General features: G+C 63.9%; 23 protein-coding genes and 1 tRNA gene. 12 read left to right on the top strand and 12 right to left on the bottom strand.

From position 1 onward, the window contains the following. Positions 1–12: 12 nt before the first annotated feature. The 3 genes from ACIPY3_RS20905 to ACIPY3_RS20895 are packed head-to-tail and all read right to left on the bottom strand — an operon-like array spanning position 13 to position 3253. The gene (locus ACIPY3_RS20905; protein ID WP_400337076.1) at positions 13–873 is read right to left on the bottom strand and encodes a sugar phosphate isomerase/epimerase family protein; all 861 of its coding nucleotides are present in this window, start codon (positions 871–873) and stop codon (positions 13–15) included. Next, a complete protein-coding gene (locus tag ACIPY3_RS20900; protein ID WP_400337074.1) occupies positions 870–2084 on the bottom strand; it encodes a dihydrodipicolinate synthase family protein in 1215 nt (404 codons plus the stop codon). Before ACIPY3_RS20900 ends, ACIPY3_RS20905 begins: the two co-directional genes overlap by 4 nt. Next, positions 2084–3253: a Gfo/Idh/MocA family protein gene (locus ACIPY3_RS20895; protein ID WP_397325734.1), complete on the bottom strand. Its 1170-nt coding sequence runs from the start codon at positions 3251–3253 to the stop codon at positions 2084–2086. The genes ACIPY3_RS20900 and ACIPY3_RS20895 overlap by 1 nt, the downstream gene beginning before the upstream one ends. Positions 3254–3450: 197 nt before the next feature. Between ACIPY3_RS20895 and ACIPY3_RS20890 the strand changes: the two genes are divergently transcribed. The 3 genes from ACIPY3_RS20890 to ACIPY3_RS20880 all read left to right on the top strand — a co-directional run bounded on the left by ACIPY3_RS20890 (position 3451) and on the right by ACIPY3_RS20880 (position 7576). Beyond that, complete coding sequence (locus tag ACIPY3_RS20890) at positions 3451–4485, top strand: LacI family DNA-binding transcriptional regulator (protein WP_400337073.1); 1035 nt, start codon at positions 3451–3453, stop codon at positions 4483–4485. A 573-nt stretch (positions 4486–5058) separates the two neighbouring features. Then, positions 5059–6165, top strand: a complete 1107-nt coding sequence (locus ACIPY3_RS20885) for an exodeoxyribonuclease VII large subunit (protein WP_400337071.1) — start codon at positions 5059–5061, stop codon at positions 6163–6165. 313 nt (positions 6166–6478) lie between these two features. Continuing rightward, entirely contained in the window at positions 6479–7576 is a 1098-nt protein-coding gene (locus ACIPY3_RS20880; RefSeq protein WP_400337070.1) for a hypothetical protein, read from the top strand. Positions 7577–7635: 59 nt separating this feature from the next. Here ACIPY3_RS20880 and ACIPY3_RS20875 read toward each other — a convergent pair whose 3' ends face one another. Both ACIPY3_RS20875 and ACIPY3_RS20870 read right to left on the bottom strand, forming a co-directional pair. After that, on the bottom strand, positions 7636–8409 hold the full coding sequence (locus ACIPY3_RS20875; protein ID WP_400337068.1) for a sugar phosphate isomerase/epimerase family protein: 774 nt from the start codon (positions 8407–8409) through the stop codon (positions 7636–7638). Positions 8410–8475: 66 nt separating this feature from the next. Then, a complete protein-coding gene (locus tag ACIPY3_RS20870; protein ID WP_387438184.1) occupies positions 8476–9330 on the bottom strand; it encodes a LysR substrate-binding domain-containing protein in 855 nt (284 codons plus the stop codon). Between the two features lie 157 nt (positions 9331–9487). Between ACIPY3_RS20870 and ACIPY3_RS20865 the strand changes: the two genes are divergently transcribed. Continuing rightward, on the top strand, positions 9488–10888 hold the full coding sequence (locus ACIPY3_RS20865; RefSeq protein WP_400337066.1) for an MFS transporter: 1401 nt from the start codon (positions 9488–9490) through the stop codon (positions 10886–10888). A gap of 31 nt (positions 10889–10919) precedes the next feature. Here ACIPY3_RS20865 and ACIPY3_RS20860 read toward each other — a convergent pair whose 3' ends face one another. The 3 genes from ACIPY3_RS20860 to ACIPY3_RS20850 form a co-directional block, all read right to left on the bottom strand. Next, positions 10920–11393 carry a nuclear transport factor 2 family protein gene (locus ACIPY3_RS20860; protein WP_400337064.1) on the bottom strand — a complete coding sequence of 158 codons (474 nt, stop codon included), beginning with the start codon at positions 11391–11393 and terminating at the stop codon, positions 10920–10922. Between the two features lie 104 nt (positions 11394–11497). Further along, positions 11498–11571 (bottom strand) — tRNA-Gly (locus ACIPY3_RS20855). 72 nt (positions 11572–11643) lie between these two features. Next, a complete protein-coding gene (locus ACIPY3_RS20850; protein WP_400337062.1) occupies positions 11644–13266 on the bottom strand; it encodes a D-alanyl-D-alanine carboxypeptidase family protein in 1623 nt (540 codons plus the stop codon). Positions 13267–13460: 194 nt separating this feature from the next. Here ACIPY3_RS20850 and ACIPY3_RS20845 point away from each other — a divergent pair, with 194 nt between their 5' ends. Beyond that, complete coding sequence (locus ACIPY3_RS20845) at positions 13461–13904, top strand: SRPBCC family protein (protein WP_400337060.1); 444 nt, start codon at positions 13461–13463, stop codon at positions 13902–13904. Between the two features lie 77 nt (positions 13905–13981). Here the strand turns inward: ACIPY3_RS20845 and ACIPY3_RS20840 are convergent, their stop codons facing one another. Further along, positions 13982–15955, bottom strand: a complete 1974-nt coding sequence (locus ACIPY3_RS20840) for a CAP domain-containing protein (protein ID WP_400337058.1) — start codon at positions 15953–15955, stop codon at positions 13982–13984. A gap of 119 nt (positions 15956–16074) precedes the next feature. Between ACIPY3_RS20840 and dcd the strand changes: the two genes are divergently transcribed. Continuing rightward, positions 16075–16650 (top strand): dCTP deaminase, encoded by a 576-nt coding sequence (dcd, locus tag ACIPY3_RS20835; protein ID WP_397325725.1) that lies wholly within the window; start codon positions 16075–16077, stop codon positions 16648–16650. Positions 16651–16709: 59 nt separating this feature from the next. Here dcd and ACIPY3_RS20830 read toward each other — a convergent pair whose 3' ends face one another. From ACIPY3_RS20830 to ACIPY3_RS20820, 3 genes are all read right to left on the bottom strand, one after another. Beyond that, entirely contained in the window at positions 16710–17909 is a 1200-nt protein-coding gene (locus tag ACIPY3_RS20830) for a cation:proton antiporter (protein WP_400337057.1), read from the bottom strand. A 3-nt stretch (positions 17910–17912) separates the two neighbouring features. Then, entirely contained in the window at positions 17913–18395 is a 483-nt protein-coding gene (locus ACIPY3_RS20825) for a cation:proton antiporter regulatory subunit (protein ID WP_397325723.1), read from the bottom strand. A 65-nt stretch (positions 18396–18460) separates the two neighbouring features. Next, complete coding sequence (locus ACIPY3_RS20820; protein WP_400337055.1) at positions 18461–19864, bottom strand: MFS transporter; 1404 nt, start codon at positions 19862–19864, stop codon at positions 18461–18463. Between the two features lie 197 nt (positions 19865–20061). Between ACIPY3_RS20820 and ACIPY3_RS20815 the strand changes: the two genes are divergently transcribed. The 6 genes from ACIPY3_RS20815 to mnhG are packed head-to-tail and all read left to right on the top strand — an operon-like array spanning position 20062 to position 26319. Then, positions 20062–23049: a Na+/H+ antiporter subunit A gene (locus tag ACIPY3_RS20815; protein ID WP_400337053.1), complete on the top strand. Its 2988-nt coding sequence runs from the start codon at positions 20062–20064 to the stop codon at positions 23047–23049. Then, a complete protein-coding gene (locus ACIPY3_RS20810; RefSeq protein ID WP_397325720.1) occupies positions 23046–23546 on the top strand; it encodes a Na(+)/H(+) antiporter subunit C in 501 nt (166 codons plus the stop codon). Before ACIPY3_RS20815 ends, ACIPY3_RS20810 begins: the two co-directional genes overlap by 4 nt. Further along, a complete protein-coding gene (locus ACIPY3_RS20805; RefSeq protein WP_400337051.1) occupies positions 23543–25111 on the top strand; it encodes a Na+/H+ antiporter subunit D in 1569 nt (522 codons plus the stop codon). Before ACIPY3_RS20810 ends, ACIPY3_RS20805 begins: the two co-directional genes overlap by 4 nt. Next, positions 25108–25671: a Na+/H+ antiporter subunit E gene (locus ACIPY3_RS20800; RefSeq protein ID WP_400337049.1), complete on the top strand. Its 564-nt coding sequence runs from the start codon at positions 25108–25110 to the stop codon at positions 25669–25671. The genes ACIPY3_RS20805 and ACIPY3_RS20800 overlap by 4 nt, the downstream gene beginning before the upstream one ends. After that, positions 25668–25946 carry a monovalent cation/H+ antiporter complex subunit F gene (locus ACIPY3_RS20795; RefSeq protein WP_400337047.1) on the top strand — a complete coding sequence of 93 codons (279 nt, stop codon included), beginning with the start codon at positions 25668–25670 and terminating at the stop codon, positions 25944–25946. The genes ACIPY3_RS20800 and ACIPY3_RS20795 overlap by 4 nt, the downstream gene beginning before the upstream one ends. Further along, a complete protein-coding gene (gene mnhG, locus ACIPY3_RS20790) occupies positions 25936–26319 on the top strand; it encodes a monovalent cation/H(+) antiporter subunit G (RefSeq protein WP_400337046.1) in 384 nt (127 codons plus the stop codon). The genes ACIPY3_RS20795 and mnhG overlap by 11 nt, the downstream gene beginning before the upstream one ends. Positions 26320–26341: the final 22 nt, after the last annotated feature.

The raw sequence follows: 26341 nt of genomic DNA, 5'->3' as shown, positions 1-26341 counted from the left end.
CGGATCACACGTTCAGGCGTACGGGAGGACGAGCTCCGCGTAGCGCTGCTTCATGGTTTCCAGGACCGAGTCCCCGTCCGCGTCCCAGATCTCCTGGTTGAAGATTTCAACCTCGATGTCGCCCGTGTATCCGGCGTCCCTCACCCAGGTTCCGATGGTCGCGAAGTCGATGACGCCGTCGCCCATCATGCCGCGGGAGAGCAGCGCGTCCGCCGCGATCGGCAGGTTGAAGTCGCACACTTGGTAGGAAGCGATGCGGCTCTCCCGGCCGGCGCGTTCGATCTGGGCTTTCAACTCCGGATCCCACCACACGTGGAAGGTGTCGACGGCGACGCCGACGGCCTTCGCGTCATACGGCGCGGCGAGATCCAAGGCCTGGCCGAGCGTGGAGATCAGAGCGCGGTCTGCCGCATACATCGGGTGCAGCGGCTCGAGGACCAAGCGGACACCGTTCTCCGAAGCGAACGGGACCAGTTCCTCGAGGCGGTCAGCTACGCGTTGTCGTGCAGCCACCACGTCCTTTTCGCCCGGAGCAAGCCCGCCCACCACCAGGAACAGCTCCTGGGTGTCCAAGGCGACAGCTTCACGGACGGCCTCGAAGTTGTCCGCCAACGCCGCAGCTTGTCCCTCGGCGTCAGCTGCCGTCAGGAACCCGCCACGGCACAAGGAGGAGACGCGGAGTCCGGCGTCCTTGATCAGCTTGGCGGCTTTGTCCAGTCCGGCTTCGGCCACGCGGTCGCGCCACGGGCCGATGGCAGGGATGCCGGCGCGGGCGCAACCATCCACGGCTTCGGCCAGCGTCCACTTCTTGGTGGTTGCGCTGTTCAATGACAGCCTGGAAAAGTCCGACAGCCGGGAGAAGTCCGCGCTCATGCGCCCACCCCGTTGATCCGCAGGTAGTCGGACATCCGGAAGGCCGCCAGCGACGGATCCTTCAGCAGGCCTGCCTGGTCTGCCAGCTCGAAGGTCTTGGCCAGGTGCAGGACGGAACGGCCGGAGTGCAGCCCGCCCACCATTTGAAAGCCGGGCTGTTTGCCGTTGAGCCAGGACAGGAACGCGATACCGGTCTTGTAGTAGAACGTCGGTGCGCTGAAGATGTGCTTGCCCAGCTCGCGGGTGGAGTCCAGGATGGCACGCGCCTCGGTGCCGTTGCCGGCGTCGTACTTCTGCAAGGCGACCGAAGCGGCAGGGTAGATGGCCGCGAAGATGCCCAGCAGGGCGTCCGAGTGGTGGGTCGCGTCGCCGTCGATCAGTTCCGGGTAGTTGAAATCGTCGCCGGTGTAGAGGCGGACGCCTTCCGGGAGGTTGGCGCGCAAGGCGACCTCGTGCGAGGCGTCCAGCAGCGAAACCTTGACGCCGTCCACCTTGTCCGCGTGTTCGCGGATCAGGCTGAGGAAGGTCTCGGTGGCCACCGACACATCGTCCGAGCCCCAGTACCCCGCCAGCGCGGGATCGAACATGGTGCCCAGCCAGTGAAGGATGACAGGCTGGTCCACTTCCTGCAGGAGGGTGGAGTAGACGTGCAGGTAGTCGTCAGCCCCGGAAGCCACCTTGGCGAGGGCGCGTGAGGCCATCAGGATCACCTTGGGGCCGGCTTCGCTCACGACGGCGATCTGCTCCCGGTAGGCGTCAATCACGGCCTGGATGCCGGCTGCGCCGTCAGGGAGGGTTGCGATGTCCAACTGGTCAGTTCCGGCGCCGCATGAAACGAGGTCCTGGACGGACTTACCGGCGATGGCGGCGTTGCCTGCAGCGACGACGGAAGCAGCCTCGGCGCCCGTGCGCTTGATGAGCTGCTGGGTTGCTGCCCAGTCCAGGCCCATGCCGCGCTGGGCGGTGTCCATGGCGTCGGCAACGCCCAGGCCATAGGACCAGAGCTCGTGGCGGTAGGCCAGGGTGGCGTCCCAATCCAGCTGTGCCGGTGCGCCGGGAGTGTTGTCCGCAGCGACTTCCGGGATGACGTGGGCCGCGGCGTACGCGCGGCGGGCCGTCAGCGGAGCACTCGGCTTGGCCCACGAGGTGGCGGGCTTGAGGCGGTACTCACGGGTTCCGCCGTCGTCGGTGGGAAGGATGAGTGACGTCATTAGAGGGTGATCTCCGGGATGTCGATGGTGCGGCGCTCGGCCGAGGACTGGAGGCCGAGCTCGGCCAGTTGGACGCCGCGGGCTGCGGAGAGCAGGCCGAAGCGGTGCTCGCGGCCGGCGACGACGTCGCGCAGGAATTCTTCCCACTGCAGCTTGAAGCCGTTGTCCAGCTCCGCGTTGGCCGGGACTTCCTGCCACTGGCTGCGGAAGGACTCGGTGACGGGCAGGTCCGGGTTCCAAACCGGTTTGGGAGTGTGGGCGCGCTGCTGCGCAACGCACTTGTTCAAGCCGGCGACGGCGGAACCGTGCGTACCGTCGATCTGGAACTCGACCAGTTCGTCGCGGTAGACACGGACGGCCCAGGAGGAGTTGATTTGGCCGATGACGTCATCGCCGCCCGGGGTTTCGAGTTCGAAGATGCCGTAGGAGGCGTCGTCTGCGGTGGCCTTGTATTCCTTGCCGGCCTCGTCCCAGCGTGCGGGGATGTGCGTGGCGGTCTTGGCGTTGACGCTCTTGACCTTGCCGATGATGCCCTCGAGCACGTAGTTCCAGTGGCAGAACATGTCCGTGGTCATTCCGCCGCCGTCTTCCTTGCGGTAGTTCCAGGACGGACGCTGGGCAGCCTGGACGTCGCCTTCGAAGACCCAGTAGCCAAATTCGCCGCGGATGGACAGGATGCGGCCGAAGAAGCCTTCGTCCACGAGGCGGCGGAGCTTGACCAGGCCGGGGAGGTACAGCTTGTCATGCACGACGCCTGCCGTGACGCCGGCTTCCTTGCCGATCTGGGCCAGTTCGATGGCTTCTTCGAGGGTTTCAGCCGTGGGCTTCTCGGTGAAGATGTGCTTGCCGGCGCGCATGGCCTTCTTGAGGGTGGCTGCGCGGAGGCTGGTCATGGAGGCGTCGAAGACGATATCGACAGTGGGGTCGTTGATCACGGCGTCCAGGTCAGTGGTCCATTCGGAGACCTTGTGGAGCTCAGCGAGTTCACGGATCTTGGCTTCGTTGCGGCCCACCAGGATCGGTTCAACCTGGACCTTGGTGCCGTCTTCAAGGGTGAAGCCGCCGGCGTCGCGGATGGGCAGGATGGACCGCAGCAGGTGCTGGCGGTAGCCCATGCGGCCGGTGATGCCGTTCATGGCGATGCGGATCGTCTTTGTTTCGAAGCCCATGTTCTCTCCAGTGCTTTGGTGTGTTGCCCGCGGCGGAGCGGGAAACCAGTGCGAATACTGTGCGGGAAAGCGCATTCCCATTGCTTCGATGATGCACTATGTCCCCTCGGATTGGCAAGCGCTTTCCCAAAACTGGATGAATCCTGACATAATTTCGTTAGCGCCAGCCCCGACGCTTGCAGACAAGGAGGGTCCCCGTGGCCGCCAGCACACTCAGTGAAGTTGCCCGTTTGGCAGGGGTCTCCCTTGCCACCGCCTCGCGGGTCCTCAACGGCTCATCCCGGAAGCCGGCCGAAGGCATCGCCGAGCGCGTCCGTGAAGCCGCGGACAAGCTCGGCTACGTTCCCAACGCCCAGGCGCAGGCTCTCGCTAAATCCAGCTCCGGCCTGATTGGCTTGATTGTGCACGACATCGCCGATCCCTACTTTTCGGCCATTGCCCGCGGAGTCCAGGAAGCCGCGCGTGAGCAGCACCGCATGGTGCTGCTGGCCAGCACATCAGGATCGCCGTCTGACGAGAGGGAGGCCGTTGCCGCCTTCGCTGCCCGCCGTGCCGACTCCATCGTCATCGCCGGTTCGCGCTCGGCCCGCCCGGAAGACCAACAGGGCAACGTCGAACTGGCAGCGGAACTCGACCGCTATTGCCGCAACGGCGGGCACGTGGGAGTAGTGGGTCATTCGATCGTCGGTGCCACCACTGCGGAGGGTTACCACGTGGTTGCGGTCCCCAACGAGGAACTGGCCTCCGGCCTTGCGCGCGAATTGGCGGCTTCCCATGAGGGGGAGTTCCTGATCGTGGCGGGCCCCGACGGTCTGTTTACTTCCGACGATCGCGTTCGCGGCTTCCAGCGCGGCCTCGCTGATTCCGGTCGGACCGCTGCCGAAGTCATCCGCACCGGCTTCAACCGTTCCGGAGGCTATGACGCCGGGTTGGCCCTCGCCGAGCGCATCCAAGGGTCCAAGGACCGACTCTGCATCTTCGCAGTGAACGACGTCATGGCCATCGGCGTCACGGCGGCGCTGCGTTCGGAGGGCGTCTGGATCCCGCGCGATGCGACGATAGCCGGCTTCGATGACATTGAAACCCTGCGCGATTTCCGGCCCGCGCTGTCCACGGTCTACTTGCCGCTGGAGGATATTGGGCGGCTCGCTGCGGGCGGGGGAGAAGGCGGCTCGGTCACTGGTTCCGTCAAGCTTCGCCGGAGCACCGAAACTCCGGTGGAAACCGCGTGATCATGGCTTGAACGTCCATCAAGGGTGATCTGGATCACGGGCCCCTGACGGCGGGCGAATCGCCCTGTCTCGTGTCCATCGTGCTCGCGCGGACATAAGTGGGCTTTTCGATCCTTTCGTGACGTTGGTGCGCAATATTTCTACGCTGGATAGCTTGACTTGCACTCCACATGTACCCCTGCAAGTCTTCTGGTTCACACAGAATCCCTCTCGCCGCACTCCTGGGAATGGGATCTGGACCGGTTTTGTGGAGGCAGATTGGTAAATTTCGAGCGGGCGGGAACCCATCGATTTCGCGGTTTAGTTGAAGATGTTGGAACAGTAATTTCGAGGGCCAAACGTCAATTTGACGGGGCTCCGATGCTGGTCGTTCAAGGCGAGTGCAGACATAGACGGCAGCTCGGGAGGGGTTGGACCTTCGATCTGGCAACGTTGAATGGACGCTCCCTCAGTGTGATGCGGTGCAGCATATCCCCGGAGTCCTCGAAAGCCGTCCAAAGCTGGCTGTCAAAACATCAATGCTCGCTCGTGGGAGCCCTAACCGTAGGAAATGTACTAACCGTTCAGGGGCGAATGGCCATTGACGGAAACGGCCTGCTGGTACTGCAAGTGCAAAAAATTGCAGAGAATTTCAGCTCGTCGGGCCCGTTGCATGCCCAAGATGCGCGAACCAGACAGAGTCTGCTGGCCGCTGGTGCACCAGGATCTCGAGTCAACGGAAGTTCTATTCACTGCGGCGGGAAGATCAAGCCGGCTTTCCCAAAGACACTGAAGAAGATCCTCGTTATATCACCGGAGGACAGCGAAGGCTTGGCTGATTTTTCGGGTGAGATCGCCACATCAAGACGACTCCTGACTGTGACTTATAGGAATTTTCGGGGTTCAAGCGATGCTGCGCCCGAGCTACTGGAGGCCTTGATCAGAGAAGCCAACGAGGCCAGGTATGACCTGATCCTGATTATTCGTGGCGGGGGCGACTGGGCTTCGCTCCGCCCGTACAACCACCCCACAATGGCCCTGGCCGTCGCTTGCAGTAAGGTCCCTGTGGCTAGCGCCATTGGGCACAAGTCCAACACATCGATGGTCGACAGGGCTGCTGCCTTTTCGTTCACCACTCCGACGGCCGCCGGAAAAGCCCTGAGCGCTGCAGTCTGGAGCAGCGCGAAGACAAACGGTGCCGACACTAAGAACAGGAAGGGGGCGAAGCAGACCTCGTTGGTACGGTCCGTGCCCGGCATCTCCGATGAGGCAACTACGCAGCTTCGATCCGCGCGCGAGGAAGCCGCTTCGCTCAGGGAAACTGTCGACCTCGTTTCCCGGACCCATATTTCCGACCTGATTGGAATCGCAGTTCGACGCGTTAGTCTTCTCTCCAAAGGAGTGTCGGTACTCACGGTAACTGGGTGCGCAAGTGTGGTCATGTTTCAGAACGCCATCCTGCTAACGCTGGGCGTCACAGGAAGCCCGCTCTCCAATATCTTGTTTTCGGTCATGATCCTGGTCATCAGCTTTGTTGCACTGAAGGCTCAGCGTTCACGCCGCCTGGGCGCCACCCAGCCGGCACGTCGGGACATGAAACGTCCGCCGGAGAACTTTTACGCATGGCGGGACCGGATTAAGCGAACAGTGACTGTTAGAGAGCTGCGTCAGTTGATACGCCATAACCCGCGATCGAGATAGCCCATACGCAGCTGCATCCGCATGTGACCTGAGTCCGCGTCGACCAAGCAGTACCTACGCTGGGCGGCAAGTGCAGGCTGCCGCCGTCAACTCGTGAAACAGCTAAGGAAATCAGAAAATGACTAGCAGAAGGATGACCGGGGTTCGTCTCGGCAGTTCACTTCGCACCCATCGACGTAAGCAACGACGCGCTCTGGAGTTCACAGGAGATGTAGAAGGCTACATTGACAGGATCAGCGCACGGTGCCTGAGGTCGGTCTTGATCGTTTGTTTCTCTGTAGCTTGTCTCTATTTAGTCGTATGGCTGATTCCCATGACACAGCCCATGCCACAGCTCTCGATCGGGTCTATTTCCGGAGCTTCGCTACTCGCCACATATGGGGTGTTGGGTGCTCTTGTTTTTGCCGTATATGTTGCGGCCCGCTCGCTGCCCAAAACAGGGAAAGATGCGCGTCCTGCATCAACTTTTCTTCTGAGCAGGATCGCTGCGCTTTGCCTGCACGCGTCGACGGGACTGTTTATCCTTACTGCGGTGGATATGTTCTACGTCAGCCATCGCGTTGACGTCCTCAGGCTTGCAGGCTCCGCGTTCTTTGGGTTACTGCTGGCGTTCCCATCAGCCGAGGCGCAAATACTTACAGATCAGATATCCCACGGACGAATAAAGGAGGTCCGCAGAGAGGTCGATATCAACAAGACGCGGGCTGTCCTGCAACGTCTTCCAGGAAACCGACCCACGAGAGGCAATACCATCAGGCAAGCCTTGGCGGCAATTTTGGCGTTTCCCTCCTCGATATCGGCAGTCGTTTGGCTCTCCACCGGGAAACCGAACCTGGCGACGCTCACCCTCGTTTCGGCCCTGATTATGACGGTCATTGCGTTTCTCAGCCTTCAACACCATTTACATTCTGTGTATCGATCCTTGAACGCAGACATCGGCATGTTCTCAGTCTTAAAAACTCTCGTATTGATCAGCTTGGCGTTGTCTGCAATTTCGGCCGCTCCGACGGATGCGGACCGTTGGCCATTTTTTGTCATTGTCGGCTTGGCAGTAGTCTTGGTTCCTTTCTGGATTCTCGTTATATTTTGCGTCCCGCTGCCGCTAACAGGCGTCCGCGGGATTGTCCTGCACTCGGTAGCGCGGACGGAGGAGCGAAAGCTTCGGCGACTGGAGAGGGAAAGAACTTCGACTAAGAAACCAAAGGTCAATAAGCTTGCGCTACTGAGTCTCACCTCGTTCGCACCGGCCCCCTTCGGCTTTGTAACTGCCTTGGCGGCATCCAGAGAAGTCGATGCCTCCGGAGAACGAGGAAAGCTAATCGTATATACGGTCTACGTCACCACTGCGCTTATTCTTGGATCACTCGTCAGCTTGCTGATCGCGCTTCCGTCAGTGGTGGCCAACCTCTAGATCCAGGAGAGCGGGCACCAGGGGGTTGGCAGCTTCGTTGGCTGGACCGGGCTCTCATTTCAGTCCTCGCCCAGCGTGAAGCCGTGCAGGAACTCGGCGTCGCTCAGGACGTTCGCGGGGAGGTCGTCCGCGACGAATTCCATCATGATGTCCAGGTCCTTGCCGTTGCCGCGGAGCACATCCGACACCGTCTGCCACAGCAGTTTCCGTGCGCGCAACGGATGGCGTTCGGCTTGCGGCCCCCACGAGAAGCAGTGGACTCCAACCACATGCGACAGGACCTGGTGCAGTGACTCCAGCGCCTGCTGGTCGGAAAGCCCCACGGCGGGCTGCCAGTAGGTGCCGACGTTGCCATGGCCGACGCGCTCCAGGAGGCGCAGCGTTGTGGCGGGGGAGTCGGTGAGGGTGTTGCCGTGGTACTCGAAGGCAATGGCAATACCTCGCTCCTCGGCGAGGTCCGCGATGCGGCGCGTGTCGCGGACCACCGCGTCCCAGTGCTCTTCATTGGCTTCCGCTGAGCCGAGTTCGCCGGCCCAGATCCGGATGCGCGGGGCGCCCAACGCGGCAGCGAGGTCCAGATCCCGTGCAAAGTCTCCCAAGGATCCCGCCCGGTAGTACGAACCCAAGGACAAGACCACGAGGCCCGCTTCTTCGGTGACCGCCTTGGCATGGGCGGCAGAGGCAGCATCGCTGACATGCACATCCGTGCCCCATTCGATCCCGGCGAGTCCGGCCTCCGAGGCGATACTGACCACCTCATCGATGCCCTTGGCCCGGAGGGTGACAGAACAAATACCGGGCGTGAGGTCCGCCAGCAAGGTGAGGTCGATCATTGCTTCAGGATACCGGGAATGCGCTTACCCGAACAGTCTTGGGGTCCATCCGCACACATTCGAACGCTACGTGGACTTGTTCAGCGTCCTGCCCATGATCGCCTGCGTAAGGGCATCGATGACTTCGGCGTTCGCCAGCGGGTTTCGGATCAGCGTAAAGTCAACGTCTCCAACTGGCGGCAGGTCGAAACGCTGCGTGATCACCTTGAGGTCCTCCGGCACCAAGGACGCGGGCATCACGGCCACGCCGATGCCCGCACGAACCGCTGCCAGGACTCCGCTGATCTGCTTGGTGCTGCACGTGATCCGCCAGGTCCGGCCCGCGGCTTCCAGCGCATCGATGGCCAGTTTCCGGCTCAGGCTCGGCGCGGGGTACGCGATGAGCGGCACGGGTGCGCCCGGCTCCAGAACAGTCTGTTCCAAGCCAACCCAAGCGAAGTTGTCGTGGCGGACCACAGTGCCGTCCTTGGCTCCGGCCACCCACTTCACGAAGACCAAGTCCAGTTGCCCGGCGTTGAGCCGCTTGTACAGTTGGTCGCTTTGGCTGACGGTCAGTTCGAGGTTGATCTGCGGGTAGAGCTGCCGGAATTCGCGCAGGATCCGGGGCAGGCCTGTGATGGCGAGATCGTCCGCTGTGCCGAAGCGAAGGCGGCCGCGCATCGCCGATCCGGAGAAGTAGCGTGCCGCGGAATCATGGGCCGCGAGGATGCTCCGGGCAAAGCCGGCCATGGCATCTCCGTTGTCAGTGAGCCGGACTTCGCGGGTATCGCGGGCCACCAGGATGCGCTTCGCAGCGGTCTCAAGCTTGCGGACGTGCTGGCTCACGGTGGGTTGGGCAAGGCCCAGGCGCTCGGCGGCCTTGGTGAAGCTCAGCGTCTCTGCCACGGCCAAAAAGGAGCGGAGCTGGACTGGTTCAAACAACGGAACTCCTCAGGCATTGGGCGGAATTTCGGCGTCGCGTAGAAGGCATCATTGCATTTCGCAATCCTAGTTATCATCCCGATACGCTTCCACAATTGCTGCTGGCAACCATAGCGTTAAGTCCATCCCACCGAAACTCTCGATCCGAGGACTACTTTTGGCACCCCCACCGCCTTCAGCGGCAAACGTCAGCCAGCCCGTCATCGATTCCCTGTCCGCAGGTCCTTCACCGGAGATCAACCAGCCGGACACCGTCACCCAGCCACTCGCCGTCGTCAGCGAAAAGCTGCCCTGGCGGCACACCTTCATCTCGTTGAAGGTCCCGAATTTCAGGATCTTCGCCATCGGCCACTTCATTGCCGTGATCGCCATCTGGATGCAGCGCATCGCGCAGGACTGGATGGTGCTCCAACTGTCCGGTTCGGTCACCGCCGTCGGAATCACGGTGGCCCTGCAGTTCATGCCTTCGCTGTTCCTTGGCCCCTGGGGCGGCATGATGGCCGACCGCTTCGCCAAGCGGAAAATCCTCATCATCTGCCAGTCGGCCGCAGCGGTCCTGGCCGCAGCCCTGGCGGCGCTTTCCCTCACCCACACGGTCCAGGTGTGGCATGTGTACGTGATCGCACTTGTCCTGGGCTTCGTCACGGTGCTTGACCAGCCCGCACGCCAGGTCTTCGTCAACGAACTCGTCGGCCCCACGTACCTGCGCAACGCCATCAGCGTGAACTCCACTACCTTCCAGTTGGGCGGCCTGATCGGTCCGGCGTTGGCCGGCTGGCTGCTCACTGCCGTGGGTGCGGGCTGGGCCTTCGCCGCGAACGCGGTGGCCTGCTGCTCAACGGTGACCATGCTGATGATCCTCCGCAAGGACCAACTCCACCTCAGCCAGCCGACGCCCCGCAAAAAGGGAATGCTGCGTGAGGGCCTGCAGTACGCCCTCAGCAAGCGCACTATTTACTGGCCATGGCTGATGGCAGGCTTCGTGGCGGTTTTCGCCATGAGCCTGCCGGTGCTTTTGGCGGCTTTCGCGGACCACGTGTACGACGCCGGCGCCGGAGGCTACGGCCTGCTGAACGCCATGGTTGCGCTCGGTGCGCTGACGGGCGCCGTGGCGTCCACCCGGCGCAGGCAGTTGCAGTTGCGGTCGGTGGTCCTTTCGGCAGGACTGTACGGACTGATGCTGGTGCTCTCTTCGATGATGCCCTCCATGGTCTGGTTCAGCGTGGCAATGGTCCTGGCAGGGTTCTGGTGCCTCATGTTCCTGACAGCGGCGAACCAGATGGTCCAGACGAGTTCCAACATGAGTATCCGGGGCCGTGTCATGAGTCTGTACCTGGTGGTCCTCATCGGTGGGCAGGCGATCGGCGGCCCGGTGATGGGCTGGCTTGCCGAACACCTCGGACCCCAGATCGGCATCCTGATCGCCGGCGGTGTTCCGGCGACGGCGGCTGCCGTTGTCGCCGTCGTACTGGCCCGCAAATCATCGCTGCAACTCAAGGTGGACCTGCGCGATCGACGCCGGGTGGTGCGCATCGTGGCGAGGACCCAGCCGGCCTGACGCCCCGCCGTGGCGCCCCGTCCAAGCGGTGTTACTGCGAAGCCGCCTGGACGGGAGCCTCCTGGGGACGTCCGTGGGTGACCCGGTGGCTGACGCGGTCTGCTGTGTCATCGATGCGGACCAAATGTTCCACGGGCTCCATGTAGAAGCGGGCGTTGTTGATGGCGCCCTCTTCCACGCCGAAGATGACCACTCCGGTCAGCTCATGCGGTGTGCCGTCCCGCCACGACCCCTGCATGTGCAGTTCGGTCCACACCTGGCCTGTGGTCACGCTGTGGGACACCATCCGTACCTTGATGTCCGGGACACCGGTGAAGAGCTGTTCCCAATTGGTGCGGATGGTCTCCCGGCCCGTGAACCCCCGGGTGGGGTGGGCTGGAGTTTCATTGACGTAACCCGGCGAGAAGCACTCCGCCAGGGTTTCAAGATCGTGCTTGTTCGTGGCTTCCAGCAGGCGGTGGATGACGGCGAGCGGACCCGCCCCAGCATCGTCGGTGAGAGTCATAGGAGGACCTCCCGGATAGGTGATGTACCTACGATTTTAGGCTCGGGGCTCCACAAGAAAAGACCCTTGGCCGTGCGAAGTGTTCGCATGGCCAAGGGTCTTGCTGGAGCGGGCGACGGGAATCGAACCCGCGTATCGAGCTTGGGAAGCTAGCGCTCTGCCATTGAGCTACGCCCGCGTTGCTTCCGCATGAGCCGAAGCGAATCCCAGCTTAGCGCAGTTCCAGGGTTGTCCAGGACAAGGCACGCTGCTACTTGAAGAGCTTCAGGCTGTTCCACCCCGAGCCCACCTGGGAGTACGTGGTCCACTGGCCGCGGCCCAGCCCGTAGTTATAGAGGTTGCCCTCCATGGTCTGGGCGGTAACTCCCCGAGTGCCCGCGCCGGTCAGGCCGAAGCTGGGGAGCAGGTTGCGCATGTACTGCCAGCCCGTTCCCACCGTCATGGCCGGCCCGTAGAAGCCCGCCCAGCCATCGCCGCGGTAGTTGATGAGCTTGCCGGAACCGGTGCGGGCCAGGATGTCGTTGGCGCCGTCGCCTTCCCAATCCGCCATGGTTAGCTCCATGCCATTCCAGCCCTTGCCGATGATCTGCGGACCGCTGAGGGCCCCGCCGAAGGTATTGGGGTAGTAGCGCAGCACGCCGTCCGGGAAGTACCCCACCACGCTGGGCCGCGGGTGCGCGTGGGACCATTTGCCCACCGTGATGGTCACCTGGTCCCAACCACCGTTGCCCACCACGACCTGCCCGGCGAAGCCTCCACCAGGAAGTCCGCGGTAAACGCCGAGGACGCCGTTGTTCCACTGGGCAAGGATGTCGTAGACGCCATCGATGTCCCAGTCCACTACGAAGCCCTGTTTCAGGCCGGTCCAGCCCGAACCGATCTGTACGGGCGCCGCGTAGTTGCCCACCGCCGTCGCCGGGTAGCGCAGGAGCCTTCCGGCGGAGTCGGCGGCAACCAGGTCCGCACCGGACTTGATGCTCGCGCCGGCCGCCGTGTTGCCGGCGAAGTACTGCTCCATAGTGGGGTAGCCGCGCCGGTTCATATCCGTGGCCAACGCGACGCCGACATACCGGAGGTGCCACGGCTCGTAGCTGTAGCCCGTAGTGCCCGTGTAGCCGTTGGGGTACCTGACAATGAAGCCGTATTTGTGGGCGTTCGCGGCCACCCACTTGCCGGCCGCCGTGTCACCGAAGCAGGTGCTCAGCCCGCAGGAACCGTTCTGGTTGCCCACGTCCACGGCCAGGCCGGTCTGGTGCTCGCTGTAGCCGGGCCGGGCGGAGATGGTATCTGCGTATGCTTGCCCGTAAATGCTGACGTAGTAGGCGTACACCTGCTGCTGCTGGGCGTAGGATCGGTAGCCGCTCACGATCGAGAGGCCGCCCGTACCGGCATCCGCGGCGCCCTGGAACAGGCCGTTGAGCCACGCAGCGGCCTCAGCGCGCAGGAACTGTCCCGAGCCGCGGGCGTTGATGAGGTCTCCGGGCGCATAACTGGCAGGATTCAGGGGCCTGGATTTGTTGACCAGCACCGAGAAGCTGGCGGGATCGCCCACCGGGTCCACGCTGGGGAGCGGGTTGACCGTGGCGGGGACGGCGGTTGGGGCGGATAACGACGCCGGAGCGGACTGCGGGGCGACGGCCGCCTTAAAGGCGCCTGCTTGAACTGCGCCTGTTTGAACTGCGCCTGTTTGAACTGTGCCCGCTTGAACCGTGCCCGCCTGAACCGTGCGCTGCGGTGTCGCGCCGGGAAGCGCTGCACCCGCCGGCGCGGCGACGGCGACACTGCCGGCCACGGCGATGGCGAGGAAAGCCGCTCCGGCTGCCAGCCGGCGTCGTACTTTTCCTGCGAAAGTCTGTTGGTCAAAAGCCTGCATTACGCCCCCAAAGTGATTAATAGCAGCCGCAGGAACTCTACCGGGCTTTGCGTGCGGCTGTCAGGTAACCATTCGGTGAAGGCTCGTGTGGCCGTGTGTCGCGGGCCAGCGCGGCTGACTATTCTGAAGGTGTTAGCTGCAGTGTATGGGGAACCGGGCTACGACCATTCGACCGTACGCCGAAAGAGGTTTCCGTGGCATTTGCAGCGCATGAAGTGGTGATCAGCAGGGACGCCATGACCGTGTTCGAGTTCCTCATGGACGGCATGAACAACTCGCTGTGGCGCACCGGAATCCGCAGCATCGAACTCCGTTCCGGCGTGCGCGGTGAGAAGGGCGCTGTGTACCAGCAGACCCTCACCGGTCCCGGTGGACGTCCCATCGCCGCCGATTTCGAGATCACCGAAGCCCGCCCGGGCGCGGAAGTGCGCTTCGAAGTGGTGGCGGGACCAGCCAGGCCCAGCGGCGGCTACTACCTCAGCACCGAGGGAAAGACCACGCGGCTCAGGTTCGCACTGGAGTACCACCCCAAGGGCTTGCAGAAGCTGATGAACGGAATGATCCAGAAGACCATGGAAGCTGAGGTTGCCCAGCTGGAGCAGCTCAAGACGGTGATCGAGTCCGAATCCGCCGCCTGATGGATCCCGCCGCCTGGTGGGTGGCCAGGCCGGCTGGCGACCGGTCCGGGCTGACAGCAACCAGGCCGGCTTGAGCCCTACTGGGCCAGCTTGAAACCACTCCAGCCGCCGCCCACGGTGACCGGTGTGGTGAGCCGTCCTGAGGTGAGGTCCCAGTACTCAAGCACGCCGTTGGTGCCCAAACCGGCAACACCCGTGGTCCCCGGTCCACCGACGCCCTGCAGCGCGCGAATGCCGCTGTAGTCCGTCCACGCCGCGCCGACGATCGGACGCGCTTCCTGCCGCGGAGTGGCGAGCCCGCTGCCACGGTAGAGGCGGAGATTGCCGTTCGCCTCCACCGTGAGCAGGTCCTGGAAGCCGTCCGCGTTGTAATCCACCATGCTCAGGCGCACAGCCGGGTTGCCCGTGCCAATGGCTGACTGGCTCCTGATGTAGGAGAGCCCCGAGTTCTTATAGAGCCACAAACCGCCCGAACCATCCATGGCAACAATCTGGGGGAGCCGGTTGTTGGCGCACCACTGGCCCACGGAAATGGTGAGCGACTGCCACCCCTGGCCCAGGACACCCGGCGACCCAAAGCCACCAGAGGCCTTGCCCGGGTACACCAGCAACTGCCCGTCGTTTCGCTGTGCGATCAAGTCGAAGACGCCGTCACGGTCCCAATCGGAGACGAACAACTCCTTGAGCCCCGTGAACCCTGCCGCGATTTTCCGCGCTGCGCCATACTTCGCGTTGCCCAGGGACTGGTACGAGTACACCGAACCGTCCCCGCCCACCGAGACCAGGTCGGCAGCGCTGCGGATGGAAGCGGATTTCAGGTCCACCGTGGGCGGTTGGTGCTTGTCGCCCGGCTCGCAGGCACCCACCGGGTCCGTGGGCGGGGTAACCGTTCCACCAGGGCGGGTGGTGGTTCCGGCCGGCAGCGTGGTGTAGCCGAAGAAGTTGACCACGCCCCACAAGGTGTAGCGGTTGGGGGTGGTCTGCCAATTACCGTCCGTGTACGTGATACCGATGCCCATCACGTTGAACCGCGGATCCCTGAGCAGCGCATCGTGGCCCGGCGAACCCTTCCACCACTCCACGAGTTGCGCGGCATCCCTGTCCCAGCGGACCGCGATGACCTCGCCCGCCCCGTTGTTGGGGTTCATGGCGCGAGGGTCCGTCCAGAAGTTGGCCCTGTGCTGGATCACTTCACGGCTGGCGATGTTGTTGGACCACTCCTGCGCCAGGTTGGCCACGGTTGCGTGGTACTTCACGGGGGCCAGGCCAAGGGAGGCCCGGTAGCTGTTGATGGCGTTGAAGACGGTAAGGATGGCGGCTGAGTTGTTGTCCGGCAGCAAAGCCAGGGCACCATCCTCCGTGGCGGGGTCGCTGCTGGGGGCCTTGCCGGGGAAGGGGGTTTCGCTTGGGGCCTGGCTGGTGCTTGGGTTCGGCGCCGGAACCGGGCCGGTGGGCGTCGGGGTGGCCGTGGGCGCTGTTGCCGGCGCTGTTGGCGTCGGGGTGGGGGTTGCCGTTGGAGCAGGCGAAGCGATGGTGCCAGGGCCGGGCGTCGCCGTTGGAGCGGTTGCAGTGGCCGACGGCGTCACCTCCGGCGAGGGCCCAGCGGCCGGGGCGGAGGGCGTCGGGACAGGTGACGGCTCGGGATCGGTGGGTACCGGGCCTGCATCTTCGGCGCCGGGTACCTCGGGGTCGGCGGTCTCCGAAGACGGGCCGTCTGGACCCCAGGACGGGCCGATGTTCGGAACGGGCGGAGGAGACTCGATGGTCGGTTCGACGGCGACCGGCCGAGTGGGCACGGAGCCGGGCACCGTAGCGGGACCCGGGTCCGTCACAGTGGGGCCGTTTGGCTCTCCGCCGGGGGCGGCGGGTTCAGCCGAAGGGGAGCCGACCGCCGTCGTGCTCGGTTCAGGAGCTTTCAGGCCGGAAGGTACGCTGCTGGACGGTGTGGTGCCGCCGCCAGGAACCGCCTCTGTTGCCGGCAGGAGTTGGCTGGAACCGGCTACTGCCAGTGCCAGTACTCCGGCCACCACAATTGCCGCAGGCGCTGCCAATTTCCCCACAATTACCCCGCGAATGCTCGATGCCCCCAAAGTCCGGGCGCGGCTTAACCTGTCCGGGAACTATAGTCGCACGGGACGGCGAGGACAATGCATGCGGTATTTTTGATGCTGTGCTGATCTCTGACCGCGATATTCGTGCCGAAATTGACTCCCAACGGATTGTCCTTGAACCGTACGACCCCGCGATGGTTCAGCCGTCTTCCGTGGACGTGCGGATCGACCGGTTCTTCCGGCTCTTCGACAACCACAAGTACGCCCACATCGACCCCTCCGAGGAGCAGCCTGAGCTGACGCGCCTGGTGGAGGTGGAGGGTGACGAGCCGTTCATCCTGCACCCGGGCGAATTCGTGCTCGGCTCTACGTACGAGACCGTGAGCCTGCCCGACGACATCGCTGCACGCCTCGAGGGCAAGTCGTCGCTGGGCCGCCTCGGTCTGCTGACGCACTCCACCGCGGGTTTCATCGACCCCGGTTTCTCCGGTCACGTGACCCTGGAGTTGTCCAACGTGGCCACGTTGCCCATCAAGCTGTGGCCGGGCATGAAGATCGGCCAGTTGTGCTTCTTCCGGCTGACCTCCTCCGCGGAACACCCGTACGGCTCCGGAGAGTACGGCAACCGCTACCAGGGCCAGCGTGGTCCGACAGCCAGCCGGAGCCACCAGAACTTCCACCGGACGGCCATCTAGGCCTGCGCTGAGGGGTTGGCTTCCGGCGCTTTGGGGCCGGCCAACGGGCGGGGCATGGGTCAGGCCGGGGTGCGCTCGGGGGTGCGGGGCGGGGCTTTGGGAGTCTTGCGGAAGGCCTTGACCACGGGCTCCACGAACCGGGCGGCCAGCGGACCCATGACGGCCATGATGAGGACGTAGGCCGTGGCGAGGGCCGCGAGTTCGTGCGGTACAGCCCCGGAAGCGACGGCCAGGCCGGCGATGACGATCGAGAACTCGCCGCGTGCGATCAAGGCTGCGCCGGCGCGGAAACGTCCCGGTACGGCGATGCCTGCCCGCTTGGCTGCCCAGAAACCCGTCAGGATCTTGGTGGCTGCGGTGAGGACGGCCAGCAGCAGTGCCACGCCGAGGACCGGAGGAATGGACCGTGGATCCGTATTGAGGCCGAAGACCACGAAAAAAATCGCCGCGAACAAGTCTCGCAGCGGTTCGAGGATCCTGGTGGCATTGTGGGCCGTGGCACCGGAAATGGCGATGCCCAACATGAAGGCACCGACGGCGGCGGAAACCTGCAGTGCCGAGGCAATACCGGCCACCAACAGCGCCAGGCCCAGGACGTTGAGCAGGAACACTTCGGAATTCTCGCTGTGGATGGCTTGGGATACACGGTGGCCGTGCTTCAAGGCGATCACCAGGATGACCGTCACGACGGCGAGTGCGATCCCCACGGTTTGCAGTCCGCCGAGGAAACCAACGCCGGCCAGGATCGCGGTGAGGATCGGCAGGTAGATGGCCATGGCGAGGTCCTCGAAGACCAGGATGGAGAGGACGACTGGAGTTTCGCGGTTACCGATCCGGCCGAGGTCCGTGATCACCTTGGCCGCGATGCCGGACGAAGAAATGTACGTCACGCCGCCCATGACGATCGCTCCCACCAAGCCCCAACCGAGGAGCACGGCGATGCCCGCACCCGGGATGAAGTTCATGATGAAGTCCAGGACGCCGGCTTGCCAGGAACGCCTCAGCCCGGTGACAAGTTCGGATGCCGTGTACTCCAAGCCAAGCATCAACAGCAGCAGGATCACGCCGATTTCGCCGGAAAGGTGCGCGAATTCGTGCATGCCGTCCAGTTTCACCAGCCCGCCGGCGCCGAACGCCAGGCCGCCCAGCAGGTAAAGCGGAATGGGTGACATGCCGATCCGGCCAGCCAAACGGGCCAGCAGGCCCAGGCAGAAGACGACGGCGCCCAGTTCCACCAGGGCTAGCGCGAGCGGATCCACGGGTCAGCCGTTGCGGAGGATGCCGGCGGCCGAGTCAAGACCTTCCTGCGTGCCGACTGCTACCAGCAGATCGCCAAGGTGAAGGACGACGTCGGGTGCCGGCGACGGGACTACCTCGCCTTCGCGCATGATCGCCACGATGGAAACCCCACTGCGGGTGCGGATCTGCGCTTTGCCCATGGGTTGGTTGACGAACGGGGAGTCGGCTGTGATGGAGAACTGCCGGGTGACGATGCCGGGGATTTCCCGATGTGCCTCGGCCAAGCGCATGGCGACGTGCTGCCCGCTCAGGAGGTTGCCCAGGCAGGACGCTTCATCCGCGGTCAGCGGAATGGAGGCCTGGCACGTATCGGGATCGTCCCACGTCGAGACGAAAAGCTCGGTTTCGCCCTCGCGGTGCTCAACCACGCCAATACGACGGCCAGAAGCCGTGACGAAATCCTTGCGGACACCAAGGCCCGGGAGTTCGGTCTCTTCCACGTTCATATGTACACCTTAACTCTCTTGCAACCGCCGTGAAGCGGCGTTCGCGCTCAGCTGTAGCCGGGCGTTCAGTTGTCCGGGACCACGGCGATCCTGGCCTTGCCGGGCGGCTTGACCGGCAGGATCACCAGGAGCCCCGCCAACAAGACCACCATGATCCCGAGGATGCCCCATCGTTGGGCTCCACCTTCTTCAACAATCGGAGCAGCAATTGTGATGCACAGCGTGAAGAGACTGGGCGCCAGGAAGCTTACGGCGCGTCCGGTGGTGGCGTAAAGGCCAAACAGTTCCCCGGATTCACCGCTGGGAGCGAGCCTGGCCAGGTAGGCGCGCGAGGAGGACTGGGCCGGGCCCACGAACAGGCAGAGCAGGAGCCCGAACACCCAGAAAGTGTTGGTTCCGGGCCACTCGTTGCCGAAGAAGACGTAGGTGCCGTTGCCCAGCACCAGGATGACGGTTCCTGCAACGAGCAGGCCCACCAGCGATATGACGATCACTGCCTTGGGACCGATCCTGTCATCGAGGAAGCCGCCGATGATGGCACCTACGGCTGCGACCACGTTTCCGAAGATCGCAAAAAAGATGACGTCCTTGAGCTCGAAGCCGAACGTGCCTGCCGCGATCACCCCGCCAAAGGTGAACACCGCGGCCAAACCATCGCGGAAGATGGCGCTGGAAAGAAGGAAGAAGATGGTGTGCGGGCTTGTCCGGTAGATCGCCCCGATGCGCTTGAACAGCAGGCGGTAGGAGGCGAAGAAGCCCAGCGACGCGGCGTCCTTCCTGCCCGGGAGCTCGGGCACGGCGAACAGCACAGGCAACGCGAAGACGAAGAACCACAACGCGGAGAAGACGGCCACGAGCCTGATGTTCAGGGAGTCCTGCGTGGATGAGCCAAACCATTCAAAGGATGGTTGGACAAACAACTGAAGGACCAGGAGCAGCGCCACGATGCCGCCGAGATACCCCATGCCCCACCCGAAGCCGCTGACCTTGCCGATGTTCCGGGGCGTGGAGATCTGGGCCAGCATGGCGTTGTAGTTCACGCCCGCGAACTCGAAGAACACGTTGCCCAAAGCGATCAGGCAGACCCCCAGCAGCAGGAACCCCGGCTGGGGGAAAACGAAGAAGCACAAGGCCGTGAGCACGGCCGTGGCAGCGGTGTTCACCCCGAGCCACAGTTTCCGGCGTCCGCCGGCGTCCGAACGCTGGCCGGTCACGGGTGCCAACAAGGCGATGGCGAGCCCGGCCACCGCCAGGGCTGCGCCGAGGGCTGCCGACGCCGTGTCCTCTCCGCCGAACGCGTTGGAGGTCAAGTAGACGGTGAACACGAATGTGGTCATGACGGCGTTGAAGGCTGCCGAGCCCCAGTCCCAGGCCGCCCAGGCGAGGATCTGCCCCTTTTTGGAGGCGGCCGGGCCGGAGGCAAGCTCGGACGGGGGAGGGGAAGCTTCGGGAACTGCAGCCGCGTTCATGCCTGAATGCTATCGGGACACCACGGCGGGCCGTGGTGCGACAGACCGCGGGCTTCATAAGGCCGGAGGTTGTCCACATAGCGCACTTTCCGGCGAAAACGCCCTTAACCCCTTGATAAACTGGAACAACCGAACCCAACGTATGCACCGCTTGCTCCAACTTTTGACAATTCCTTCCTGACTTTGCGGAGACAACATTGATCACAGTTCTCGCCATCACCTTTGTCGCGGCAACTGTGGCGCCTTTGATCTTCAGCAAACTCGGCAGGAACGCGTTCTACGCACTCGCGGCGGTACCGGCAGGCGCTTTCATCTGGTTGGTCCTCCAATACGCACCTGTCTATTCAGGCAGCGGCCTCGAGGAAGTCCTGCCCTGGATCCCCGACCTGAAGCTTGAGTTCGCTTTCAGGATGGACGCCCTGGCTTGGGTGATGTCCCTGCTGATCCTGGGCGTAGGCACCCTGGTGCTGGTGTACTGTGCGCGCTACTTCAAGGACAAGGACCCTGGCCTTGGCGGCTTCGGTGCCCAGTTGCTTGCGTTCGCCGGGGCAATGTTCGGTTTGGTGACCTCCGATGACCTCCTGATGTTGTTCATCTTCTGGGAACTCACCACCATCCTGTCCTACCTGCTGATCGGCTACGCCCGCACCCGCCTGGCCGCCCGCCGGTCTGCCTTGCAGGCGCTCATGGTCACCACGGCCGGCGGCCTTGCGATGCTCGTGGGCCTCATCATCCTCGGCCAAGCTGCGGGGACGTATCGTATCTCGGCCATCCTCGACCAAGCCGGGACGCTCATGGCCGGGCCCATGCAGGACGCGGTGACTGCCGCCGTCGTGCTTGTCCTGGTGGGTGCCATCACCAAATCCGCGCTTGTTCCATTCCACTTCTGGCTCCCCGGAGCCATGGCCGCGCCCACTCCTGTCAGTGCCTACCTGCACGCAGCGGCGATGGTGAAGGCGGGTATCTACATTGTTGCCCGCCTGGCGCCGGGCTTCTCCGAATCGGACTTCTGGCTTCCGCTGGTCCTGGGGCTGGGCCTGGCCACCATGCTGATCGGCGGCTACCGGGCACTGCGGCAGACGGACATCAAGCTCATCCTGGCCTACGGCACGGTCAGCCAGCTCGGCTTCCTCACCATGGTGGTGGGGCTCGGCCAACCGGATGCCGCCCTTGCGGGGCTCGCGCTGCTCCTGGCACACGGGCTGTTCAAGGCCACGTTGTTCCTGGTGGTGGGCATCATCGACCACCAATCCGGCACCCGCGACATCCGCAAGCTCTCCGGCGTTTTCCGTTCCTCGCGCGCACTGGGCGTGGTCGCTGCCATTGCGGCGGCGTCCATGGCCGGTGTTCCTCCCTTGGCCGGGTTCGTGGCGAAGGAATCCGTCTTCGAGACGTTCGTCCACTACGCCACGGGGCATGATGCGCCGGCGTGGGGCATCTGGATCCTGGTGGGCCTGGTGATCGGATCGATCCTCACCTTCGCCTACAGCGCGCGATTCATGTGGGGTGCCTTTGCCACCAAAGCAGGCGTGGAGCCCACTCCTTTCAAGCCGATCAAGCCGGCCTTCCTTGCCGCTCCCGCGATCCTGAGCTTCCTGACCATCGCCTACGGCTTCTGGCCGGTTCCCGTGGACACGTGGATCCAGCCGTACGCGGCGCTGTTTGCGGACCGCGAAGGAGCGCCCGACGCCGGTCACCTCGCTTTGTGGCATGGCCTCACTCCCGCTTTGGGCCTGACAGCGCTGACATTCGTCGTGGGCGCGGCCATGTTCTACGGCCGCAACGCAGTGTCCCGTGTCCAGGGCCTGGTTCCCGACTGGATCGATGGCGACCGGTCGTACCAGCACACCATCGGCGCACTCGATGACATCGCCGTATGGGTCACCGGCCGCACCCAGCGTGGTTCGCTGTACTTCTACCTGACCGTCATCCTTACGGTTGCGTTCGCTGTTCCGCTCGCAGCCTTGATCGCGGCCAACAAGCCCCTCCCTGAAGGCGTGTATTTGGTCGATCCCAACTCTCCGCTGCAGATCATTGTGGGGATCGGGATCATTGTTGGCGCACTCGCCGCAGTGCGGGCCAACAAGCGCTTCCTCGCCGTCCTCATGGTGTCCGTGACGGGCTACGGCATCGCCCTGGTGTTCGCGCTGCAGGGCGCACCGGACCTCGCACTGACCCAGATGCTGGTGGAAACCATCGTGCTGGTGGCCTTCGTGCTCGCGATGCGCAGCCTGCCCGCCGAGCTCCGGGACCGCACCGGCGGACGGCTGCGGGTGATTCGCGTGATCATTGGTGCAGCATTCGGCATCACCATGATCTTCGTGGCGATCTACGCCATGGGTGCCCGCGTGGCTACGCCGATCTCCCTGGACTTTCCACGGCTGGCGTACGAAGGCGGCGGCGGTTTGAACGTGGTCAATGTGACCCTGGTGGATATCCGCGCGTGGGACACCTTCGGCGAGATCTCGGTGCTGGCCGTCGCCGCGACCGGCGTGGCCAGCCTGATCTTCGTGCGCAGCCGCGGTGACCGCATCAGGACCTCAGCGGCGGTGCCGGAAGGCAGCGTGGGGCGCCGCACCGACGTCGAACGTGACTCCCGCGACAGCGCCACGCTGGCTGTGGCGCGGAAGTTCAGCGACGTTACCCGCGACGCCTGGCTTGTAGCCGGCCGGACCCTGGCTCCCGAGCGGCGCTCGATCATTTTCGAGGTGGTCACCAGGCTCATCTTCCACTCGATGATCGTGTTCTCCATCTATCTCCTCCTGGCCGGCCACAACCTGCCCGGCGGTGGTTTTGCAGGCGGCCTCACGGCCGGCCTGGCACTGACCATCCGGTACCTCGCGGGCGGCCGCTTCGAGCTGAGCGAAGCCGCGACAGTGAGTGCCGGAACCCTGCTGGGAACGGGACTCGCGACGGCGGCTGCCTCCGGGTTGGTGCCGCTCTTCCTGGGCGGACAGGTGTTCCAGAGCGCCATCATCGAGTTCTGGCTGCCCGTGTTCGGAGACATTAAGTTCGTGACCTCAACCATCTTCGACATCGGTGTGTACATCGTGGTGGTGGGGCTGGCGCTGGACGTCCTCCGCAGCCTTGGCGCGGAAATCGACGAGCACTTCGAAGGCAAGGGCGCGCCCATCGCAGAGGATGACGCCGCAGAGACCGCCGCGGCCGGGAAGGGTAAAGCATGAGTATCAACCTGACCTTGCTGATCGTCATGGGCGTCCTGTACGCCTGCGGCATCTACCTCATCCTGGAACGCAGCCTGACCCGCGTGCTCTTGGGGCTGATGCTCCTGGCCAACGCCACCAACATCCTGATCCTCACCACCGGTGGTTACGCAGGGCTGGCGCCGTTGTTCACCAAAGAGACGGACCCCGGAACGTACAACGATCCGTTGCCGCAGGCCCTGATCCTGACCTCGATCGTGATTTCCTTCGCGGTGACCGCGTTCATGCTCGGCATCATCTACCGCACGTGGGCCCTGGCCCGGCAGGATGAAATCCAGGACGACATCGAAGACCGTCGCGTCGCCCAGACGCCGAGCTTCGACGCCGAAGACGACGCCATTGTGCCGCTGGAAACCTCGGAGTTCGCCATCACCCCGTCCACTCCGGAAGAACGGCTGCACCCGGAAGAAACGGAAACCCCCAAAACGGCCCAGAGCCGGGAAGGAGGCAGCGCGTGAATCTCGCTAACCTGTCACCGCTCGCTGTCCTTCTCCCCATCCTCGGTGCCGCACTGGCCTTCGTGTTGATCCGGCACACTGCCGCCCAACGCGCCGTCAGCATCGGCATCCTGAGCCTGACGTTGCTCCTGGAATCCTTCCTGCTGATTTCTGTGTGGGACGGTGGCACCACCTCAGTGACCCTCGGTGGCTGGTTGCCGCCGTGGGGCGTGGTGTTGGTGGTGGACCAGTTCTCCTCGCTCATGCTCGTGGTGTCCACGGTGGTGAGCCTCGCGGTCCTGATCTACGCCACCGGCCAGGGCATGGCCGATGGCGACCAGGAAGCGCCGGTCTCCATCTTCCACCCCACCTACCTGATCCTGGTGGCGGGTGTTTCCAACGCCTTCCTCACCGGCGACCTCTTCAACCTCTACGTGGGTTTCGAGATCCTGTTGACCGCGAGTTACGTCCTCATGACGCTCGGCGGAACGGGGCCCCGCATCCGGGCCGGCGTGACGTACGTGGTGGTTTCCGTGGTGTCCTCGGTGCTGTTCCTGATCGCGATCGCCATGATCTACGGCGCCACCGGAACCATCACCATGGCGGACCTGGCCATCAAGCTTGCTGAGCTGGACCAGGGCACGCAGAACCTCCTGCATGTGATGTTGCTGGTGGCCTTCGGCATCAAGGCCGCCGTGTTCCCGTTGTCCTTCTGGTTGCCCGACTCCTATCCCACCGCACCCGCGCCGGTCACCGCGGTGTTCGCCGGCTTGCTCACCAAGGTGGGCGTGTACGCGATGGTCCGCACTGAAACGCTCCTGTTCCCAGGGGATACGCTGAACACGCCCTTGATGATCGTGGCGCTGCTGACCATGGTGGTGGGCATCCTCGGTGCCTTGGCCCAGAGCGACATCAAGCGTCTGCTTTCCTTCACCTTGGTCAGCCACATTGGCTACATGGTGTTCGGCCTCGCGATGTCCTCCATCACGGGGCTTGGGGCCGCGGTGTTCTACGTGGCGCACCACATCACCGTCCAGACCAGTTTGTTCCTGGTCACGGGGTTGATTGAGCGGCGCGGAGGTTCGTCCTCGATCGACCGTCTGGGCGGGTTGGCCAAGCTCTCGCCGCTGCTTGCCGTGTTGTTCTTTGTCCCGGCCATGAACCTGGCAGGCATCCCGCCGTTCTCCGGGTTCCTCGGGAAGCTTGGCCTCCTGCAAGCAGGTGTCGAGCTAGGCACGCCCCTGGCCATCATCCTGGTGGTGGGCGGAGTGGTCACGAGCCTCCTGACCTTGCTCGCCATCGCCCGCGTGTGGAACAGGGCCTTCTGGCGCAAGCCCGAGGACGCTGAATACCCGGATCCGGTGCTCCTGACGCCCGGCCGTGCCGGTGTCCTTCCCCGGACCATGGTGGGTTCGACGGCCGGACTGGTGGTCTTCGGTGTAGCGCTGACTGTCTTCGCCGGACCGCTTTTCCAACTGTCCGGCGGCTCAGCCGAGATCATGCTCGACCGTTCGGCCTATATCCACTCCGTCCTGGGTGATAACGCTCCGGTGCCCGCCGCGGTGCAGACAGGCGGTGCCAAATGAGCCGCAAACCGATCTCCTTCCGCACCGAACTCCCACTGCTGATCTGGCTGGTGATTGTGTGGGGTGCCCTGTGGCGGGATTTCAGCCCCGGCAACCTGTTGTTCGGCGCGCTCATCGCCATTGTGGTGGCCAAGCTGTTCTACTTGCCCCCCGTTGAACTGAGTGGCCGCTTCAACATCCTCCGCGCCATTCCTTTCGCCTTCATGTTCCTTGGCAAAGTGGTGGCAGCGAGCTTCCTGGTCCTCTACCTGGCCGTGGTCAAGGGACCTAAGGTGCGCAGCGCCGTCGTCGCTGTTCCGCTGCGGAGCCATGCCGACCTCATGGTGACGGCCACCGGCCACGTCATCTCCCTGATCCCGGGCTCGCTGGTGGTGGAAGTGGACCGCTCCACCTCCACGCTCTACCTGCACGCGCTCAACATCTACGGAGAGGAAGATGTGCGGAAAATCCGGCACGAAGTACAGGACATCGAAGCCGGACTGATCAGGATCATGGGCACCCGCGAGGAAGTGGCAGCCCTTCGGGCTGAAGCCCCGGGCATGGAAGGAGCCTCACTGTGAAAGAACTGGTTCTCATTGTCACGGCTGTGATCCTCAGCCTCGCCGCGGCCGGGGCGATCATCCGGATCGCCGTTGGGCCGTCGTTGCTGGACCGCGTGCTCGCTTCCGACGTACTCCTGGCCATCCTTGGCGCTGCGCTGGCGGTGGATATGGCGGTCAACCGGCACCTGAACAACCTCATGCTCCTGGTTGCGTTGGCCGTGATCGGATTTATCGGATCGGTGACCGTTGCCCGGTTCGTGGCTGAGCGAAGGGGACAGGCCAATGACTCCTGATGCAACCGGCGTGGACCTCGTGATCGACGCCGTTACGGCAGTGTTCCTGGTGGTGGGCGCCCTGATGTCACTGGGTGCGGCCATCGGGTTGTTGCGTTTCCCGGACCTCATGAGCCGCATGCACGCGGCCACCAAACCGCAGGTGTTGGGCTTGTTCCTCATGCTTGCCGCGATCGGGCTGCAGATGCGCACCTGGTGGGTGTGGCCCGTGCTGCTGGTGGCTTGGATCTTCCAGTTGCTGACGGCACCCGTTGCGGCCCACATGGTGGGGCGTTCGGCCTACCGCACCAAGCATGGACACCGTGAATTGCTCACCAAGGACGAGTTGGAAGCCGTGGTACAGCGTGCGGCCGAGGGGCGCTCGGAGGACTAGGGCAACGCGGGGTCACTTCCGG

It is taken from the genome of Paenarthrobacter sp. NPDC089714 (assembly GCF_044748905.1).
In the GTDB taxonomy this organism is placed as follows: Bacteria; Actinomycetota; Actinomycetes; order Actinomycetales; family Micrococcaceae; genus Arthrobacter.
The sequence above is the reverse complement of the archived record's forward strand: the minus strand, read 5'-3'. Positions and strand labels throughout refer to the sequence as shown.